Raw genomic sequence first — 17,343 nt, 5'->3', positions numbered from 1 at the left:
GGACTGCATACTTTTAGCCTGCGGTCCGGCCCGTTATGTTTATGGAAAAGGGGGATAACGATGTATTGTCAGCATTGCGGAAAAGAACTGCCGGAGGGTTCGGCCTTCTGCAGTTACTGCGGAGCTTCCCTGGAGGCCGGAGGTGGGCGGAAGCCGGAGAAGAAGAAAATAGCAGCAGTTGGTATCGTTGCCGGCGCAGCAGTTTTTCTGGTCATTTTGTTTTGCGTAATCCTGGGCGGAAAAAAGGAAAAAGGCCCCGGGCCGGCTGAAGAACCCAAAACAGCCCAAAAGATACAGGCAGAAAAACAGGCAGCAGAGGAGAAGGAGACAGAGAACGCGAAGGAGACTGCCAAAGAGAAAGAACCTGCGGTTACACTGGGAACCTTTGTGTTACAAAGGGGGAACCGCACAGCTGCTCTGGGAGATATGGAGCTGATTCTCTACGAGGAGGATCAGGAGGTCTGGAGCACACAGGGAACCGTTGGGAACAGGCTGATGATGACGGAGGAGGGTCTGTATTATGCCAGGGAGCAGACCGGCAGTTCTCTTGAATACTATGATTTTGAAGAGAGAACGCAGTCCGTGATTCTTGGGAATTATATGGGGATGGAGCCAGTCGGACTGATAGGCAGCAAGTTATATGTTAAGGCCGCAGGGAAAAATGATATGGATGACCATATAATCGTAGAGAAGGATTTGCGTGAAGGTACCGTCAGGGAGCTGGCCTTTCCTGACATGTGGGGGGATTTCAGTATACTCACATGTGGGGACAGGCTGTACTATCTGGGAGGCAGGACGGATGTGAGCGCATCCCCTCTCTACGAGGGAGATCCTGCTACAGGGAATGCGGTTATCCTGGAGCAGCAGGCAGCAGGCGGCCCGTTTGTCTGGGAGGGCAAGCTTTATTATGTACACTGCAATGAACCGGGGTATGACACGGAGAGTATCTTTGAACTCACAGAGAAAGAACCGGGGAGCAGTGAAAGCAGGGTGCTTTTAACGGACACCTACGGAGAGATGGGATGGCTGAAAAGTGTGGAGAATGGTTATGCTGTCTTTGACTGCTATAATGATACAGAGAGCTTCCAGAAGGTGCTGGATCTGGCCGCAGGAACTGTTGAAAGGACAGACAATCACGGGGAAAAGAGTACCGAGCTTATTGGAAACGACAAGGAGGGATTCTATTATTCCGCGTATTCCGGGGAATATGCCAACGGAACCTGGTATCCTCCCAAGGTGTATCATGTATACTACTATAATTATGCCGGAGGACAGACAAAAGAGATTGGATCTGTCACCGGCAGAGCCGTGGGTGTGGACAGGAATTACATTTATTATACTTCTTCAGACGGTACAATGGATGCAGTCTACAGCAGAGCGCCCTTTGGCAGTACGGCGCCGGAACCGGTAAAGACAGAGGACCCTCCCAAGAGCAGTGACGGGGAGTATATCCTTCCGGGGAGTGACAGCCGCTATTACCGGAAGCTGGATCTGGAAGGACTGACGGCAGAGGAAATACGTATTGCCAGAAATGAGATCTATGCCCGTCATGGCTATATTTTCAGTGCGCAGGATCTGCAGGAATATTTCAGCGGGAAATCCTGGTATACTCCATCAGTGCCGGCGGAAGAGTTCAGTGAGGGGATGCTCAACCAGACAGAGCGGGCTAATCTGGACATGATTAAAGAATATGAGCGGAATACAGGGATTAACCAGTAATCAAAAAGCGGGTTCACAGGGAACCCGCTTCCTTTGTATATAAATGTGGTTATTTTCTGGCGAGAGCATGTGGGAATCGAACCCACCCAGGACGCTGTTAACGCCCAACACTGGTTTTGAAGACCAGGAGGCACACCAGTTACCTTTCTACTCCCATAGTCAAAGCAAATGCTTTTAAGCTATATCATTATAGCAGACAGACGTTAAAGTGGCAAGCTGAAAATCCAATACAGGACCATTACAGGGTATTCTTTTTCTTCGCATAGTAGATCAGTCCGGTAAGATCCGCCAGCAGCCAGCCGATGGGGATGGCACTCCAGATTCCGGTCAGCCCGATTGCCGGCACAGGAGCCAAAAGATATGCCAGGAGTACCCTGGTGCCCAGAGAGATCACGGTTAGGACCACGGACATACCCGGGTGTCCCAGTCCCCTGTAAAGACCATACAGAAGAAACAAAAGTCCTATACCCAGATAAAAGACTCCCTCGATTCTGAGATAATTGGACCCAATCCTTAAAATCTCTGTCTGATCCGGGGCAATGAAGATCGTGAGCAGGGGTCTGGCAAAGAAAAAGATAATAAAGGAAATCAGGAGGCTGAAAATAGTGGATAACTGGATGGCGGACCGGATTCCCCTGTGGATTCGTTCTGTTTTGCCGGCTCCCTTATTCTGTGCTATGTAAGTGGAGAATGCATTCCCGAAGTCCTGAAGGGGCATATAGGCAAAGGCGTCAATCTTTACTCCTGCGGCAAAGGCAGCCATGACAGATACCCCGAAGCTGTTTACCAGACCCTGCACCATGAGGATTCCCAGATTCATAATGGACTGCTGGACGCTGGTGAGAGCGGAGCAGCCTGCAATCTCTTTGGCAAGGGCGCGGTCGAAATGCATATTATCCCTTGAGATCCTGGCCTGAGGCACCTTTGTCAGTGTATAAACCATGATTAAAAGGGCGGATACTCCCTGTGCGGTGATCGTTGCCCAGGCGGCTCCCGCAATGCCCCAATGGAAGCCTACTACAAACAAAAGATCCAGGCCAATGTTCAAAACTGCGGATACCCCGATACAGATAACAGGTACCGTGGAATTCCCCATACTTCTTAAAATGGCCGCGAAAAAATTGTATAGAAAGATGAAGCAGATACCGCCGAAAATGACGACCAGATATTCTTTTGTCATGGAACGTATGGAGCTGTCAATCCGAAGAACGTGTATGATTCCATCTGTAAAAACATAAGTGAGAAGGTTAATTACCACGGTAAACAGGGCAATCAGGAGAAAAGCCACAAAAAAGCTGTCCCCCATTCTCTTTTCGTCTTTGGCACCGTAAAACATAGAAAAGACGACGCTGCTTCCCATGCAGAGACCTATAATTGCCGAGGTCAGGAATGTCATGAGTGCAAAAGAGGTGCCCACGGCTGCCAGTGCTTCCGGACCAATAAAACGGCCCACAATAAAAGAATCCGCAATATTATAAAATTGCTGCAGCAGGTTGCCCACGATCATGGGGAGTGCGAACTGCAGCATAACCTTTTTTTCATTTCCTACCGTTAAATCACGTTCCATAGCTACCTCTCCGAATATAGTAATCATATAGTTCTAACTATTGTACCTTATAAACAACACAATGACAATATTAACGGCACCTTAACGCCATAGGAAATGCAAATGAGATATAATACAGAAAAAGGCCTTTTGTTATAAATTTATCATGCATTGCAGTGTTAACTTGTTGTTATGAAAATAGGAGAATGCAGAGATGGGAAAAAATAAGAATAAAAATAAGATTGTTGTGGTTGGTGCAGGGAATGTAGGGGAAGCGATTGCATATACTCTTATGCTGCGCAAACAGGCCAGTGACATCGTCCTGGTGGATCTCAATGAGGACAGGGCAAAGGGCAGTGCCCTGGATATCGCCCATGCCACAGCCTTTTTCCGTCAGATCAAGGTCAGAAAAGGCGGATATGAGGAATGTGAGGACGCGGCAATTATTGTAATCACAGCCGGTATGGCAAGAAAACCGGGGCAGACCAGGCTGGACCTGGCAAAGTCTAATGTGGCAATTGTCAGGAGCATTACCCGGAATATCATGAAATATGCTGAGAATCCTATTTTAATCGTAGTTTCGAATCCGGTAGATATTTCTACTTATGTTGCATGCCAGGAATCCGGCCTCCCGTCAGAACGGGTGATCGGTACAGGCACAACGCTGGATACCGCACGCTTCCGTTATCTGATCAGCGAAGAGCTGGGGGCGGATGTCTGTGATGTAAACGCATATATTCTGGGAGAACACGGAGACAGCCAGGTGCCGGTATGGAGCAGCGCTACCATTGCCGGGGAACCTGTAGATCAGTTTAGAAAAGCCATGGGCTGTAAGGGGGAACTGAACCATGAAGCCCTTGGAGAGAGGGCCCGGGATTCGGGTGCGGAGGTGATTCAGCTTAAAGGTGCAACCTTTTACGGAATCGCCATGATGACATCCAGAATCGCTGAGGCAATCCTGTCAGACGGGAATACGGTGCTTCCGGTATCCCATGTACTGGGAGAGGAGTTCCCCTCCTACCGGGGAATTGCATTCAGCCTTCCCTGTGTGATTAATGGAAAAGGAATTCAGAGGGTACTGGATATTCCTATGGACGAGGCAGAAAAGAAGAAGATGGAAGATTCAGCGGAAACGCTGCGGGAATTTCTTACAAAGGCATTAGAGGCCCCCAAGAAGGCGGCCAGCTAAAAGGAGCAAAAACATGGACAAAAAAGAATTTGCATTACAGGAACATGAAAAATGGCAGGGAAAAATTGAAGTTATCAGCAGAGCAAAGGTAGATTCCGCAGAGGCGCTCTCCGTGGCTTATACACCAGGAGTGGCAGAGCCCTGTTTGAAGATCGCTGAGAATGCAGAGCTTTCTTATAAATATACCAGACGTCACAATATGGTAGCTGTTGTGACAGATGGAAGTGCAGTACTGGGTCTGGGCGATATAGGCCCTGAGGCAGGGATGCCGGTTATGGAGGGGAAATGTGTCTTATTTAAAAGCTTTGGCAATGTAGATGCTTTTCCATTATGTATCCGCAGTAAAGATGTAGATGATATTGTAAATACTGTGCGCCTTCTGGCGGGAAGCTTCGGGGGCGTGAATCTGGAGGACATCTCTGCCCCCAGATGCTTTGAAATTGAAAGGCGGCTGAAAGAGTGCTGTGATATTCCGGTCTTCCATGATGATCAGCATGGTACCGCAGTTGTGACCGTCGCAGCGCTATTGAATGCATTAAAACTCACCGGCCGCAGGCTGGAGGATATAAAGGTGGTTACTTCAGGGGCCGGTGCGGCGGGGATCGCCATCATTAAACTGCTGGTAAGTCTTGGACTGAAGCATGTTGTAATGTGTGACCGAAACGGGGCAATTTATGAAGGCCGGGAAGGGCAAAACCCGGTTAAGGAAGAGATGGCTCTGATTACCAATCAAGAGAAGAGAAAAGGTAACCTTCAGGATATGCTTAAGGGAACGGATGTATTTATCGGAGTATCCGCACCGGGTACTGTGACCAAAGAAATGGTGGCGTCCATGGCAAAGGATCCCATTCTTTTCCCAATGGCCAATCCTACACCGGAGATTATGCCGGATCTTGCGCTGGAAGCCGGCGCAGCTGTTGTGGGAACCGGACGGAGCGATTTTCCCAATCAGATTAACAATGTGCTTGCTTTCCCCGGCATCTTCCGGGGCGCCTTGGATGTAAGAGCGAAGGATATCAACGATGAGATGAAGCTTGCGGCGGCTTATGCTATAGCCGGTCTGGTGTCTGAGGAGGAATTGAAGGCAGATTATATTATTCCAAATGCCTTTGACCCAAGGGTTGCGCCTGCAGTGGCCAGGGCCGTAGGGGAGGCATGGAAGCGAAGCTGCAGGTAATATAAACGGAAGCACTGGATCTGCACGCCATTCTATGCTACTATAAACCTTGACATGACAGCGGCTGCAGCCAATCCAAAGTTACCTTTGGCCGGATGGCGAGTCGCCTCCCCGGAATTAATCAAACAGTATCAGGTGCAGTGCACTGCACCCCGAAAGCTGCTTGCAAGGTACTTCGGCACACTTCGTGTGCTTTGGCCTTCGGCCTGGTACCTTTCCGCAACTTTCGGTATCTCCTTATTGTGCTGCCGCTGTCTTTGTTAAAAAGGATAAAAGGCAGAGAATACAGCCGGAGGCAGGATATGGGGAATACAGATATCTGGAAATATTGTACAGGGGAACAGTGCAGAGATATGCTGCTGGATTTTAGACTATTGGGCGATGTTAACTGGAGCAGGGAGAAACAGCTGGCCTGTCTTTATTCCCTGAGCAACCATGCGGAGGAACACTATCACCTGAAAAAAATCACAGGAAAAAGCGGCAGGCAAAGGACCCTCCAGATACCGGATGCCTTCTTAAAAAAGGTTCAGAAAAATCTGCTCAGAAATGTCTTGGATGATCTGCCTGTATCTTCATATGCGACGGCCTATGGAAGGGGAAAAAGTATCCTCTCCAACGCAGTTCCCCATACTGGAAAAGAAAAAATACTGAAGTTGGATATGAGGGACTTTTTTGGAAACATTACTTTTTTTCAGGTTCGGCAGAACGTGTTTGGAGGTCTGCTGTTTCCGGGAAGCGTGGGAACCCTTCTCACACACCTCTGCTGTTACAGAGACTATCTGCCCCAGGGAGCGCCTACATCCGGTGCAGTATCCAATCTGGTACTGAAAAGCTTTGACGAATCTTTGGGAAACTGGTGTAGCATACGCAAGATAACATATACCAGGTACTGCGACGATATGACATTTTCCGGCTCCTTTGACAGCCGGGAAGTAAAGAATAAGGTGGAGAGTTACCTGAGGGTTTTGGGATTTGAACTCAATACCAGAAAAACAAAAGTACTTGAATCCGGAACCAGACAGATGGTGACAGGGATCGTAGTAAATGAAAAGCCTCAGGCAGACAGAGACTACAGAAGAAGACTACGGCAGGAGTGCCACTACTGTCTGAAATACGGTCCGGATCCGGTCCGGGTTTCAAGCAATAAACCAAAAGAAGCATATCTGACAGGACTTCTGGGAAAGGTGAACTATGTGCTTCAGATTAATCCGGAGGATATGTATTTTAAAGAAATAAAAAGACAGCTCACACAGCTGCAGAGAGAAGCGGGAGAGTTTCCGGATGCAGCAAAAAGGCCGCCCCAAGAATAAAATGAGGCGGCTTTATAAATGAACTGTTTTATTTACACAGGATCAAAAAAAGCGCGAGACGGGACTCGAACCCGCGGCCTCGACCTTGGCAAGGTCGCGCTCCACCAACTGAGCCACTCGCGCATATACATCTTTCGATGAAAGCGGGTGATGGGAATCGAACCCACGTATCTAGCTTGGAAGGCTAGTGTTCTACCATTGAACTACACCCGCAAATGAAGTTTTTTATCACTGTTTCGTTCAGCGACTTGTATATAATACTATGATTCGGTAAAAAAGTCAAGGGCATTTTTGAAAAAATTTCTATTGGAATTTAGGATAGGAACCTTTATCCTCTCTCCCACTGAACAATAGGGTATAGTTTTTTTAACTTTATTATGGTAAAATATATCCAAATATAGGGCTAATTTCATCATATCAATTATGTACAAAACAGGAGGGGGAACGAGTTATGAAATTATTAACCTACAAGCTGAACAAAGATGACAAGGAACGTCTGGGAGTAATGTGCAAGCTGGAGCCGAGAAGATTTTATCCTCTGGAACAGTTTGGGCTGCGGTTCCAAGACATGAACGATTTGATTGACCATATTACCCGGCAGGAGCTTCTGATGCTGGAGCAGGAAGCCGGGACCGGGAACCACGAATACCTTAATTATGATGAGGTGGAACACTGTGCTCCCATCCCCCGTCCAAAGCAGGACATTATCTGTCTGGGAATGAATTATATGGAACACGCAATTGAGTCAACCAGATATAAGAATGAGGCATTCGGCGGCAAAGCGCCATATTCCGTGTATTTTTCTAAAAGGGTAAATGAGGCTGTGCCAGACGGAGGCATCGTTCCCTCCTATCCCGGACTGGTGGACAGCTTGGACTATGAGGCCGAGCTGGCCGTGATTATTGGAAAAAATGCTAAGAATGTTTCAAAAGAAGATGCATTTGACTATGTGTTTGGATATACAATTATCAACGACATCAGCGCGCGGAATATCCAGACAAGACACCAGCAGTGGTATTTTGGAAAAAGCCTGGACGGTTTTACTCCTATGGGACCATTTATCAAGACTGCTAATGAGACACCCAATCCTCCGATCTTCGGAATTAAAAGCAGGGTGAACGGAGAACTGCGGCAGAACAGTACTACAGATCTTCTTATCTTTGACATCCCTCATGTCATTGAGGAACTGTCATCCGGGATGCTGCTGCAGGCAGGAACGATTATCTCTATGGGAACGCCTGCCGGGGTGGGGATGGGATTTGTCCCCCCGAAGTTTCTGCGCAAAGGAGATGTGGTGGAATGCGGCATAGAGGGGATTGGAACAATTACGAATACGATCGGGTAAGAGAGGACTTCTATGAAGAAATATATTATGGCACTGGATCAGGGGACAACCAGCTCCAGGTGCATTTTGTTCAATCGGGAAGGTAAGATATGCAGCATGGCGCAAAAGGAGTTTACCCAGTATTTTCCTAAACCGGGCTGGGTAGAGCATGATCCCATGGAAATATGGTCTTCCCAGATTAGTGTTGCCACGGAGGCTATGAGCCGTATCGGCGTTGCCTCCCGGGAGATTGGAGCCATAGGCATTACAAACCAGAGGGAGACAACCATTGTATGGGACAAGGCAACGGGAGAACCAGTGTATCCTGCCATTGTATGGCAGTGCAGGAGAACCGCGGATATTATAGAAGAATTAAAGGCAGATGGATTTGACCGCCTGATTCTGGAGAAAACAGGCTTGATTCCCGATGCTTATTTTTCAGGGAGTAAGGTGAAGTGGATCCTGGATCACGTGGAAGGGGCGAGAGAACGTGCCCAAAAAGGTGAGCTTTTGTTCGGAACAGTAGATACCTGGCTGATCTGGAAGCTCACCCAGGGAGCAGTACATGTTACCGACTATACCAACGCCTCAAGAACTATGCTCTTCGACATTCATAAGCTGGTCTGGGATAAGGAAATCCTTGACCGTCTGGATATTCCGGAGAGTATGCTTCCCCAGGTAAAGCCCTCCAGCTGTATCTACGGCTATACCGATGAGAGTGTGCTGCAGGGGGGGATTCCCATCGCAGGTGCGGCGGGAGATCAACAGGCTGCATTATTCGGTCAGTGCTGTCTGGAAAAAGGAGACGTGAAAAATACGTACGGTACCGGATGCTTCCTTCTGATGAACACAGGGGAGCAGGCCGTACGATCCAGAAACGGACTCCTGACTACCATAGCTGCAAGCTTCTCAGATAAGGTGGAATATGCACTGGAGGGCAGTGTGTTTGTGGCGGGAGCGGCCATTCAATGGCTGCGGGATGATCTTGAGATGCTAAAAAACGCCGGGGAATCGGAAAAGTACTGTCTGTCTGTGGAGGACAGCAACGATATCTATGTGGTTCCGGCATTTACGGGGCTGGGTGCACCCTACTGGGATCAGTATGCCAGGGGTGTGGTAGTTGGAATTACCAGAGGAACCGGAAAAGCGCATTTGATAAGGGCAACTGTGGAGTCGCTGGCTTATCAGGTATATGATGTGATAAAAGCAATGGAACAGGACGCGGGTGTGCCGCTGAATAGTCTAAAAGTAGACGGGGGCGCCTGTGCCAACAATTTCTTAATGCAGTTTCAGTCAGATATTCTGAATGCCCGGGTAGAACGTCCGCAGTGTATTGAGACAACTGCTCTAGGTGCAGCTTATCTTGCCGGGATTGCAGTGGGATTTTGGAAGGACAGAGAGGAGATTCGGAAGTATTGGGACCTGGAACGTGCATTTGAACCTGACATGGAGGAGGAAAAAAGGTCCGGCCTTTTAAAAGGATGGAAGAAGGCAGTGAGATGCTCCTTTGACTGGGCCAGGGAATAGAAGAAATCCGTGCTTATATAACTATCAAGGAAAAAACTCCGCCCGGAACCTGCGTTTGGCAGTTTGTTCCGGATGGAGTTTCTCTTTCTTTGAGCTATTATCGGACTTAGATTGGATGCTCCAAGGCATACTGGCGTCCGTAGGAGGCCAGTTCATCCATCACGATGCTGTTGTTCCATTCAAGGAAACAGATTCCGTTGGGGATGGAAGGATAGAATCTGCCGCCGGGACAATAGGTGTCAATGGCACGCCGAACCTCGGAACGGATTGCCTCTTCGGTTATATTGGCGATATCCACCTTAGGCCCGTCGATGCCGCCAACCATGGCCAGCTTCCCTTCAGTGACACGCTGAATCTTAACAATATCATTCTGTGCGATGACGCCCTGCCAGATATCCACACCAATTTCCACCATATCGGTTACAATAGGTTCGCAAATGCAATCCGCATGATGCATATAAATCATGCCGCATTCGTGGATCGTATCAGCAATTTCTTTCTGTAAAGGCTTGATAATCTTGCGCCATACACCGGGCGGAAGAAAAACATTCTGTTTGGATCCCCAGTCATCGTGATAGAAAATGATATCGGGGTGAAAGTGTTTGGCGGCCAGTCGAATCAGTTTGATCTTGTAATCCGCAACCACACGGAGAAGCGCCGCCATTTCCTCAGGGTATTCCAGGTAGTTTACCAGCGCATTTTCCATTCCCATTAGGTGATGGGAGCGTTCAAACAGGCCGCCTGCACAAAAGAATCCTACGAACTTTTCATTTCTGTCCACTGCGGCTGCCTGTGACTTGGCCATGGACCAGTCATATTGATCCAGAGAAGGAACCTTTAACTGGGCTTCCCAGTTTTCAATATCCTTAATCACGGCATTTTCCGGAGTCACATGGGGATGAGGGCCAGGAGCTCCCGGCTTATAGACATAAACTGTGCCCCAGGAATCTGCATGCTCCAGGCCATCCTGCGGTGCCATATCCCCCATGAGAACCGGGTCGCCAATCAATTCGACAGCATTCATAAGATCACCGTAAAAATCCGGCTGCTGACGATTGTAAATGGCTAATGCATTTTCTTTTAAAGTCATTGACATTGTGAAATCCTCCTTTCAATTCTGAAACTTATTTTTTATTTCACGCCCTTGATGGTGCATACACCGACCAGTCCGCCCAAGGTAATAACAGCGAAAACAATGAATGTGGTGGTATAGCCTGCGCTTTGTACCAGTACGCCGAAGAGGGTCGCCGCCACCAGACCGCCCAGACCTATAAACATATTGACAGCGGAAATACCAACGCTTGCTATGCGGGGCTCAAACGTTTCACCGGCAACGGTGTAGATCAGACCCATACATACAGCAGGAATGCCTTGTCCCCAAAGCGTCAGATTCAGAAGTATGCCGTCAGGAAGTATTACGATCAGTACCCGGGAGACTGCCATCCAGAGAAGGGCGATTAGAAAAATCCACTTTCTGGTTTTCAACAGATCCGACAGGGTACCGCCCAGTGCTGTGGAGATAGCGCCTACGACGGCAGAGCCGCTGACCAGGGTAGAAGCGGTTACCGGATCATAGCCGCGTCCCAGCGTCAGATAGGCGGGAGCAAAATTCATAACCGCCATAGTACTCATCATAAAAGCAAAGCCGCCGATGGAAAGCTGAAGAACCTTGGGATCTTTCAGTGCAGCAAGCAGAGAAGAACCTTTTCCTGCGGAGCCTGTATCGGCAGGCTGCAGTTTGGACGCTGGGGGTGCAACCTCATCAGTAATGAAGATTGCCCAGAGAATCAGTATGACAACGCCGTAGAGTGTGGTAAACCACCAGGCTGGGGTTACATTATCGGCTGTTGTGATACGCGGGACCAGGTTAAACATAACCAGCTGTGCAATGGTTCCGGCAGTAATGTACCACCCGTTGGCGCGGCCCCGAAGCTCCGGCTTAAACAGGCAGGCGATGATATAGGGGCCAAGAATACCGGCGCCGCAGATACCAACTCCGACAATCAGCTGGGAGGCGAAAAGTCCATAGAAGTTAGTTGTAAAAAATGTTCCGGCAAATGAGCCCAGAATGACCATTCCTGTAGCAATAAAACCGGTCTTTCTCGGCCCAATCCTGCCCATCAGGACGCCGAAAGGAACAGCCAGGAATACGCTGAGAATACTGAGCGCCGAGATCAGCAGGCCTGCCTCTGTCTCTGTAATTGACATCCCTCTCATCAAGTAGGTCAGGACGGGCTGCAGCTTATACTGGCAAAAGCCGGCAGTCAAATATTGCAGAATAACAATTAGAAGATAGAAATAGGGCGAAAAACGATGCTTTGTTTTGGGAATAGAGTTTGACATATATATCCCTCCTCGCAATTTTTTGATAGGGATAGTATACGTCTTTATCTAAAAACAAGAAATATTCATACTGGCTATAGATTTTTTTATAAAATGGGCAGGCTTTCCAACTTTATCGACAATATTATTCAGTGGATATGTGCGGCAGGGAGACATAATGTCTCTCGAATCAGACAAAAAATGTGCAGCCTGCACATTGCACATTTGTGCTATCATTTGAAATACAATTGTGAAAAGAGTATAATTATTACAGAGTTAGAAAGCTAGGCTTTTTTCCGAATTTGGTTTAAGGAGGTGCTGCCGTTTTGAATCTTTGTCTGGAACTCGTTGCGGATGAGTTGGCCCATTATCCATCTCATATACTACGCAGGAACAAAATAAGTCAGCGCAGACTGCAAATGAAGGGAGTGGGAATTTATCGGAGAGGCATGAACTTTTCCTCTGATATTTGCTATATGGTGTCTGCAAAAAATGTGACGGATAGGTTTAACTGCCCCAACAATACTACACTGATTGTAATAGGCTCAGTGAATGATGGGATTTTCGAACGTGCCAATTCAGACATTCTCATTTTGGAAGGGGAGATGCGCAAAGAGGACTTCTATGATATTTTCAATGAGATTTCAGATATTTTCGTTAAATATCAGGAAATCGATCATCGGCTGTATGAAGCTGTCTCCAAAAACGAAGGATTTGAAAAGGTAGTTACCATCGGGCAAGAGCTTTTTAATAACCCAGTCATTATCTTTGATCAGAATTATTGTGTTATGAATAATCTGGACTATGAGATTCCCGGAATTACGTGGTCGGTAGACCCCTGGTCAGGCTCCAAAATCCTGCCTCTGGATGCTATTAACACGATCAAGACTTCTCCGGAATATATACATAAAAAAGCCGATGACGGCATTTTTTTTATCTCTGAGGACTATTTCCCCTGCAATATGATCTTAGCATCTGTCAAAAAAAAGCTGCGTATTACGGTGGCTGTGCTGGAGACGCAAGCGCCGTTGATGGAAAGTCACCGCATTCTGGCGAAATATTTTGCAGATTTCATTCACCTGACATTTAATAAAAATTATATTCATACAGGTCATCCAGTCAGATTTGAAAATTTTTTGAAAGAATTATTGGATAATCATCAGATGGAACAAGCGTGCATTGACCGTTATCTTCTCTCTATGAACTGGAAAAATACGGATACTTATATCTGTATGACCTATCAAACCAGCCGGTGGGATAAGGTTGGCGTAGTATACTACAATGTATGCACTAATTTAGAACTGCAGTTTCCTGGAAGTTTTGCCTTTTATTACGATGATGCTATTATTTTTCTGGTGAACCTGACCCAACAGGGATTGGAGCGGCAGCAGCTCATTTACTGGTTGTCCTCTTTTTTAACTGAGGGAGTGTTCCGTGTGGGAATTAGTTATGACTTCTTTGAATTTCACACCTTTCCAAGCTATTACCTGCAGACTCTTGGAGCACTGGAGATGGGAACAAAGTATGCCCCCGATGAGTGGTGCTATGACTTTCGGGATTATGTATTTTATTACTTTCTCCACTATGGAACCAGCAGGATTGACGGCAGACATCTGTGTTTCCCGGGTATTGTACAGTTGTATATTTACGATACAAAGAATCAAACGGATCTACTGCATACCCTGAGGGTATATATTCAATGTGAGCGTAATGTGGCATTGACGGTTAAAAACCTGTATATTCACAGAAATACCTTGTATCAAAGACTGAGAAAGATCGAAGCGATTTTAGACGCAGATCTGAATGACGAGAAAGTCCGCCTGTTTATTCATTTATCGTATCAATTCGTGGAACATTTATCACTGGAACCAGTATTATAAGATGGGCTAAACAGCGCCCTGTTAACGTTTCTTTTACGAGCTTTAGCGCAGAGATAAGAACAATTTGGGTATTGAAATTTAATGAAAATTGTGTTATTATTCCAAATGTGTGATGCGAAGGCGTCCGCAAAATGCCCAGATAGCTCAGTTGGTAGAGCAGAGGACTGAAAATCCTCGTGTCGCTGGTTCGATTCCGGCTCTGGGCATTTATTTTTTTATCAAAAGTAAGGAGCCAAAAAAGCTAAATAGAATACCAGGAGATAAAATGAGAAAATCCAGATACAGATTTAAGGGAAAAGAGTATAAAAGAAAAAAGATTCTGTTGGGTATTGGAGGAGGTATCCTCTTTGTAATTCTTATTTTGGCTATTTCAATGGGAGTAAAAAGCTGTGCCACCAAGTCAGAGGAGTCCTCAGGGAAAAAAGGAGGGGCTGTGGCTGCAGACAGCCAGGAGGTAGATGGTCAGGAAGAGGAAAAGAAGGAAGATTCTGTTAAGGCAGAGCCGGTTCAGATTACCGTGAGCACTGCCGGGGACTGTACCTTGGGTACAGACGAAGGATTTGACCAGAGTACCAGCCTCAACGCATATTACAATGAACAGGGGGGCGCATATTTCTTCCAGAATGTAAAAAATATATTCGAGGCCGATGACCTCACCATTGTTAATATGGAGGGAACCCTTACCACCTCAGACAGCCGGGCAGAAAAGCTTTATGCCTTTAAGGGAGACCCATCCTATGTGGATATTCTTACCAACGGTTCGGTAGAGGCTACCAACATGGCTAATAACCACAGCAAAGATTATGGAGAGTCCAGCTATGAGGATACGGTAAAGTATCTGGAGGAAGCGAATATCACAACCTTTGGATACGACAAAACCGCAGTGATGGAGATCAAAGGGCTGAAGGTCGGCCTGGTGGGTATCTACGTACTAGCCGACGGGATGGAGAGAGAAGAGCAGCTGAAGGCAAACATCGCGGCGGTAAAAGAACAGGGTGCCAATCTTGTAATAGTAAGTTTCCACTGGGGAGAAGAAAGGGCCACTGTGCCTAATGAAATACAAAAAGATCTTGCCCACATAGCAGTAGACAATGGTGCGGATCTTGTAGTAGGCCACCATCCTCATGTATTGCAGGGAATTGAAACCTATAATGGAAAGAAAATTGTATACAGCTTGGGAAATTTCTGCTTCGGCGGAAATAAAAATCCCAGCGATAAGGACACTATGATTTTCCAGCAGACCTTTACCTTTCTGGACGGGAAGCTCCAGGAGGATGAGACAGTGAATATTATTCCATGTTCCATATCTTCCTCCTCAAGCCGGAATAATTATCAGCCCACGCCGGCGGAAGGGGATGAGAAAACAAGGATTATGGAAAAAATAGAAAAGTTAAGCGGCCAGATTTAGAATACACAAAAACGGCGGGAAAGCCATAAGATGCTTCCCCGCCGTTTTTGTGTATTCAGTATATTCTGGCATAACTTATTAATAAATTGAAGAAATTTTGAAATATATTTTTTACTTTTGTAAAAAACCCTGACCCTGGTGTAACAGCAGTGTAACCAATATATTATACAAACGTGGACAAAAAGTAAAAGATATAATACAGTATGTTAATTTAAAAATGGTATACTTTGGGAGTCAAAGCAAGAAACGCCGGGATTCCCTTTCGGACCGGCAAAAGGTAGGCGGGGTGACTTCAGATGAAAGAAGTGGTTAGAAAATCAAAATACGGTAATCCGAGAATCAGGCAGCAGCAGAGAAGGGCGCTTGCGGTTAAAATGTTAAAGCTGTTCCTGGCCGCAGGGGCAGGAGCTATGATTTGTTTTTTCTTTCATTTTCTCAGGGTAAACAGTATGCCTGGAGAACCAGCTGATGGAGCAGTCGCAGCGGCAAAGGAGTATACAGATTCCATTACACTACGCGCTATTCCAAGCTGCAGTCTGGAAGAAGAAGCTGCTGCAAAGCTGAAACATCTGAATCTTGCCTCCGAAAAGGGAGAAATTATTATCACAAATTTGGAAAGCGTTCTGACGGAAGAGGACCTGGAGAAGGAAAGTAAGGATGCCGTGAAAGCATCTCCAAAACAGGTAGAACTTCTTCACAAGGGCGGTATCAATGCAGTGAATCTTGCTAACAGTCACAGCAAAGGCTATGGGGAGGAAGGATACCTGGACACAGTGCACCATCTTACAAAATCAGGTATCACCAGTTTTGGCTATGACAGAGTCACTGTAAAGGAGGTGAGGGGAATAAAAATTGCATTCACAGGGATTGATGCAGCAGATGGGATACCAGGAAGCCGGGAAGCAATAAAAAAGAATATACTGGCCGGAAGAAATATGGATGCCCAGCTGGTTATTCTCTGTATTAACTGGGGAGCGGATAATACGGAGGAACAGCAGAGAGAACTGGGACATGCAGCGATTGAAGAAGGGGCAGATCTGGTACTTGGGTATCACTCGGAAGATTTACAGGAAATAGAGAATTACAAGGGGAAGTATATTGCATATAGTCTAGACCATATCCGGGAGACTGAAACTCTGGAGCAGACCTTTATCTTCCAAAAGGGGGAATTGGAAAGCTGTTCCGAGGCTAAGATTATAAGCCGGTCTGCCGTTCAATCGTAGGGGTATGTTAAGAAGAAATGGAGACGTTGTAATACAGGCGGGAGACTGGCTGCAGTGCGGCGTTTCTTTTTCTGCGCATAGGGGAAATTGGGATTTAACTTCCAAAGCTTGAGACTGCCCAGTCGGAAGGCATGGGGTGGCAGGGGGACGGTGAGACAAATCCCGCGGCAGCGGGCCGGCTGGTTCGGACGGGAGGAAGGCTTAAGTTCCGGGGACACCTCCGTCGCGAAGAGAGTCTAAGACAAAACCGGAATCCCCGCCGGAGCACCGTTCGTATGTGCAAAGAATGCTTGATGTGCATTCTCTGCACATGCTCACTTTTTTTCGGCCTGGACTGCCGAAAAAATCTCCAGCGTGAATCCCGGTTTTGCCTAAGACTCTCTAGTCACTCCTGCGGAATCGTCCGCGGAACTTAAGCCTCCCTCCCGCCCGAACCAGCCGGCCCGCTGCCGCGGGATTTCTCTAACCTGGGTATAGGGAAGTTCAAGGGGGAGCTATTTATCCAAAACATCGAGCCACCAATAGTGCGAAACAAGAGGAAAAGTGTACAACGTTCGACCTTCCCCGCCCGTTTTCCGTGAATGTGAAGTGAGTCTCTGCCAGGATATAGGAGGGAGCACCGGGGGGACAGGGCCAGGCCAGGGGCCGGGGTATAGGGACAAGTCAGCTCGAGGCTCCGTTCCCCTCAGCTAAGTCCTACCAGCTGCTAAACTCGTCA

At 47.2% G+C, this 17,343-nt stretch carries 12 protein-coding genes and 4 tRNA genes; 10 read left to right on the top strand and 6 right to left on the bottom strand.

The genetic code is table 11. The annotated features are described in order from the left end of the window. Positions 1-60 precede the first annotated feature (60 nt). On the top strand, positions 61-1,719 hold the full coding sequence (locus tag GKG41_RS08450) for a YARHG domain-containing protein (protein ID WP_154258089.1): 1,659 nt from the start codon (positions 61-63) through the stop codon (positions 1,717-1,719). Positions 1,720-1,776: 57 nt separating this feature from the next. On the opposite strand, the gene GKG41_RS08445 is transcribed toward GKG41_RS08450, so the two are convergent. Then, positions 1,777-1,874, bottom strand: a tRNA-Sec gene (locus tag GKG41_RS08445). Positions 1,875-1,957: 83 nt separating this feature from the next. Next, positions 1,958-3,286, bottom strand: coding sequence for an MATE family efflux transporter (locus GKG41_RS08440; RefSeq protein ID WP_154258088.1), 1,329 nt, complete (start codon positions 3,284-3,286; stop codon positions 1,958-1,960). A gap of 193 nt (positions 3,287-3,479) precedes the next feature. Between GKG41_RS08440 and GKG41_RS08435 the strand changes: the two genes are divergently transcribed. From GKG41_RS08435 to GKG41_RS08425, 3 genes are all read left to right on the top strand, one after another. Beyond that, on the top strand, positions 3,480-4,454 hold the full coding sequence (locus GKG41_RS08435; protein WP_154258087.1) for an L-lactate dehydrogenase: 975 nt from the start codon (positions 3,480-3,482) through the stop codon (positions 4,452-4,454). Positions 4,455-4,467: 13 nt separating this feature from the next. Next, on the top strand, positions 4,468-5,631 hold the full coding sequence (locus GKG41_RS08430; RefSeq protein ID WP_154258086.1) for a malic enzyme-like NAD(P)-binding protein: 1,164 nt from the start codon (positions 4,468-4,470) through the stop codon (positions 5,629-5,631). A 302-nt stretch (positions 5,632-5,933) separates the two neighbouring features. Further along, positions 5,934-6,941 (top strand): reverse transcriptase family protein, encoded by a 1,008-nt coding sequence (locus tag GKG41_RS08425; RefSeq protein WP_154258085.1) that lies wholly within the window; start codon positions 5,934-5,936, stop codon positions 6,939-6,941. A 50-nt stretch (positions 6,942-6,991) separates the two neighbouring features. Here GKG41_RS08425 and GKG41_RS08420 read toward each other — a convergent pair. Further along, a tRNA-Gly gene (locus GKG41_RS08420) sits at positions 6,992-7,064 on the bottom strand. A gap of 19 nt (positions 7,065-7,083) precedes the next feature. Next, positions 7,084-7,154 (bottom strand) — tRNA-Gly (locus GKG41_RS08415). A gap of 238 nt (positions 7,155-7,392) precedes the next feature. Between GKG41_RS08415 and GKG41_RS08410 the strand changes: the two genes are divergently transcribed. Further along, on the top strand, positions 7,393-8,286 hold the full coding sequence (locus tag GKG41_RS08410) for a fumarylacetoacetate hydrolase family protein (protein ID WP_154258084.1): 894 nt from the start codon (positions 7,393-7,395) through the stop codon (positions 8,284-8,286). A gap of 12 nt (positions 8,287-8,298) precedes the next feature. Further along, the gene (gene glpK, locus GKG41_RS08405; RefSeq protein WP_154258083.1) at positions 8,299-9,792 is read left to right on the top strand and encodes a glycerol kinase GlpK; all 1,494 of its coding nucleotides are present in this window, start codon (positions 8,299-8,301) and stop codon (positions 9,790-9,792) included. A gap of 106 nt (positions 9,793-9,898) precedes the next feature. Here glpK and GKG41_RS08400 read toward each other — a convergent pair whose 3' ends face one another. Continuing rightward, on the bottom strand, positions 9,899-10,888 hold the full coding sequence (locus tag GKG41_RS08400; RefSeq protein WP_226904240.1) for a uroporphyrinogen decarboxylase family protein: 990 nt from the start codon (positions 10,886-10,888) through the stop codon (positions 9,899-9,901). Between the two features lie 35 nt (positions 10,889-10,923). After that, positions 10,924-12,135: an MFS transporter gene (locus GKG41_RS08395; protein WP_154258082.1), complete on the bottom strand. Its 1,212-nt coding sequence runs from the start codon at positions 12,133-12,135 to the stop codon at positions 10,924-10,926. 305 nt (positions 12,136-12,440) lie between these two features. Between GKG41_RS08395 and GKG41_RS08390 the strand changes: the two genes are divergently transcribed. The 4 genes from GKG41_RS08390 (at position 12,441) to GKG41_RS08375 (ending at position 16,625) form a co-directional block, all read left to right on the top strand. Further along, positions 12,441-13,994, top strand: a complete 1,554-nt coding sequence (locus tag GKG41_RS08390) for a helix-turn-helix domain-containing protein (RefSeq protein WP_154258081.1) — start codon at positions 12,441-12,443, stop codon at positions 13,992-13,994. 133 nt (positions 13,995-14,127) lie between these two features. Continuing rightward, positions 14,128-14,200, top strand: a tRNA-Phe gene (locus GKG41_RS08385). Between the two features lie 59 nt (positions 14,201-14,259). Further along, positions 14,260-15,402: a CapA family protein gene (locus GKG41_RS08380; protein WP_154258080.1), complete on the top strand. Its 1,143-nt coding sequence runs from the start codon at positions 14,260-14,262 to the stop codon at positions 15,400-15,402. A 296-nt stretch (positions 15,403-15,698) separates the two neighbouring features. After that, positions 15,699-16,625, top strand: coding sequence for a CapA family protein (locus GKG41_RS08375; protein ID WP_154258079.1), 927 nt, complete (start codon positions 15,699-15,701; stop codon positions 16,623-16,625). Positions 16,626-17,343: the final 718 nt, after the last annotated feature.

The sequence above is a fragment of the Lactonifactor sp. BIOML-A5 genome, assembly GCF_009677585.1.
Lineage (GTDB): Bacteria > Bacillota > Clostridia > Lachnospirales > Lachnospiraceae > Lactonifactor.
The sequence above is the reverse complement of the archived record's forward strand: the minus strand, read 5'-3'. Positions and strand labels throughout refer to the sequence as shown.

Excerpts from the sequence above, each read along its gene's own strand:
- GKG41_RS08450 (WP_154258089.1), top strand. The coding sequence starts at position 61 with ATGTATTGTCAGCATTGCGGAAAAGAACTGCCGGAGGGTTCGGCCTTC.
- GKG41_RS08440 (WP_154258088.1), bottom strand. The coding sequence starts at position 3,286 with ATGGAACGTGATTTAACGGTAGGAAATGAAAAAAAGGTTATGCTGCAG.
- GKG41_RS08435 (WP_154258087.1), top strand. The coding sequence starts at position 3,480 with ATGGGAAAAAATAAGAATAAAAATAAGATTGTTGTGGTTGGTGCAGGG.
- GKG41_RS08430 (WP_154258086.1), top strand. The coding sequence starts at position 4,468 with ATGGACAAAAAAGAATTTGCATTACAGGAACATGAAAAATGGCAGGGA.
- GKG41_RS08425 (WP_154258085.1), top strand. The coding sequence starts at position 5,934 with ATGGGGAATACAGATATCTGGAAATATTGTACAGGGGAACAGTGCAGA.
- GKG41_RS08410 (WP_154258084.1), top strand. The coding sequence starts at position 7,393 with ATGAAATTATTAACCTACAAGCTGAACAAAGATGACAAGGAACGTCTG.
- glpK (WP_154258083.1), top strand. The coding sequence starts at position 8,299 with ATGAAGAAATATATTATGGCACTGGATCAGGGGACAACCAGCTCCAGG.
- GKG41_RS08400 (WP_226904240.1), bottom strand. The coding sequence starts at position 10,888 with ATGTCAATGACTTTAAAAGAAAATGCATTAGCCATTTACAATCGTCAG.
- GKG41_RS08395 (WP_154258082.1), bottom strand. The coding sequence starts at position 12,135 with ATGTCAAACTCTATTCCCAAAACAAAGCATCGTTTTTCGCCCTATTTC.
- GKG41_RS08380 (WP_154258080.1), top strand. The coding sequence starts at position 14,260 with ATGAGAAAATCCAGATACAGATTTAAGGGAAAAGAGTATAAAAGAAAA.
- GKG41_RS08375 (WP_154258079.1), top strand. The coding sequence starts at position 15,699 with ATGAAAGAAGTGGTTAGAAAATCAAAATACGGTAATCCGAGAATCAGG.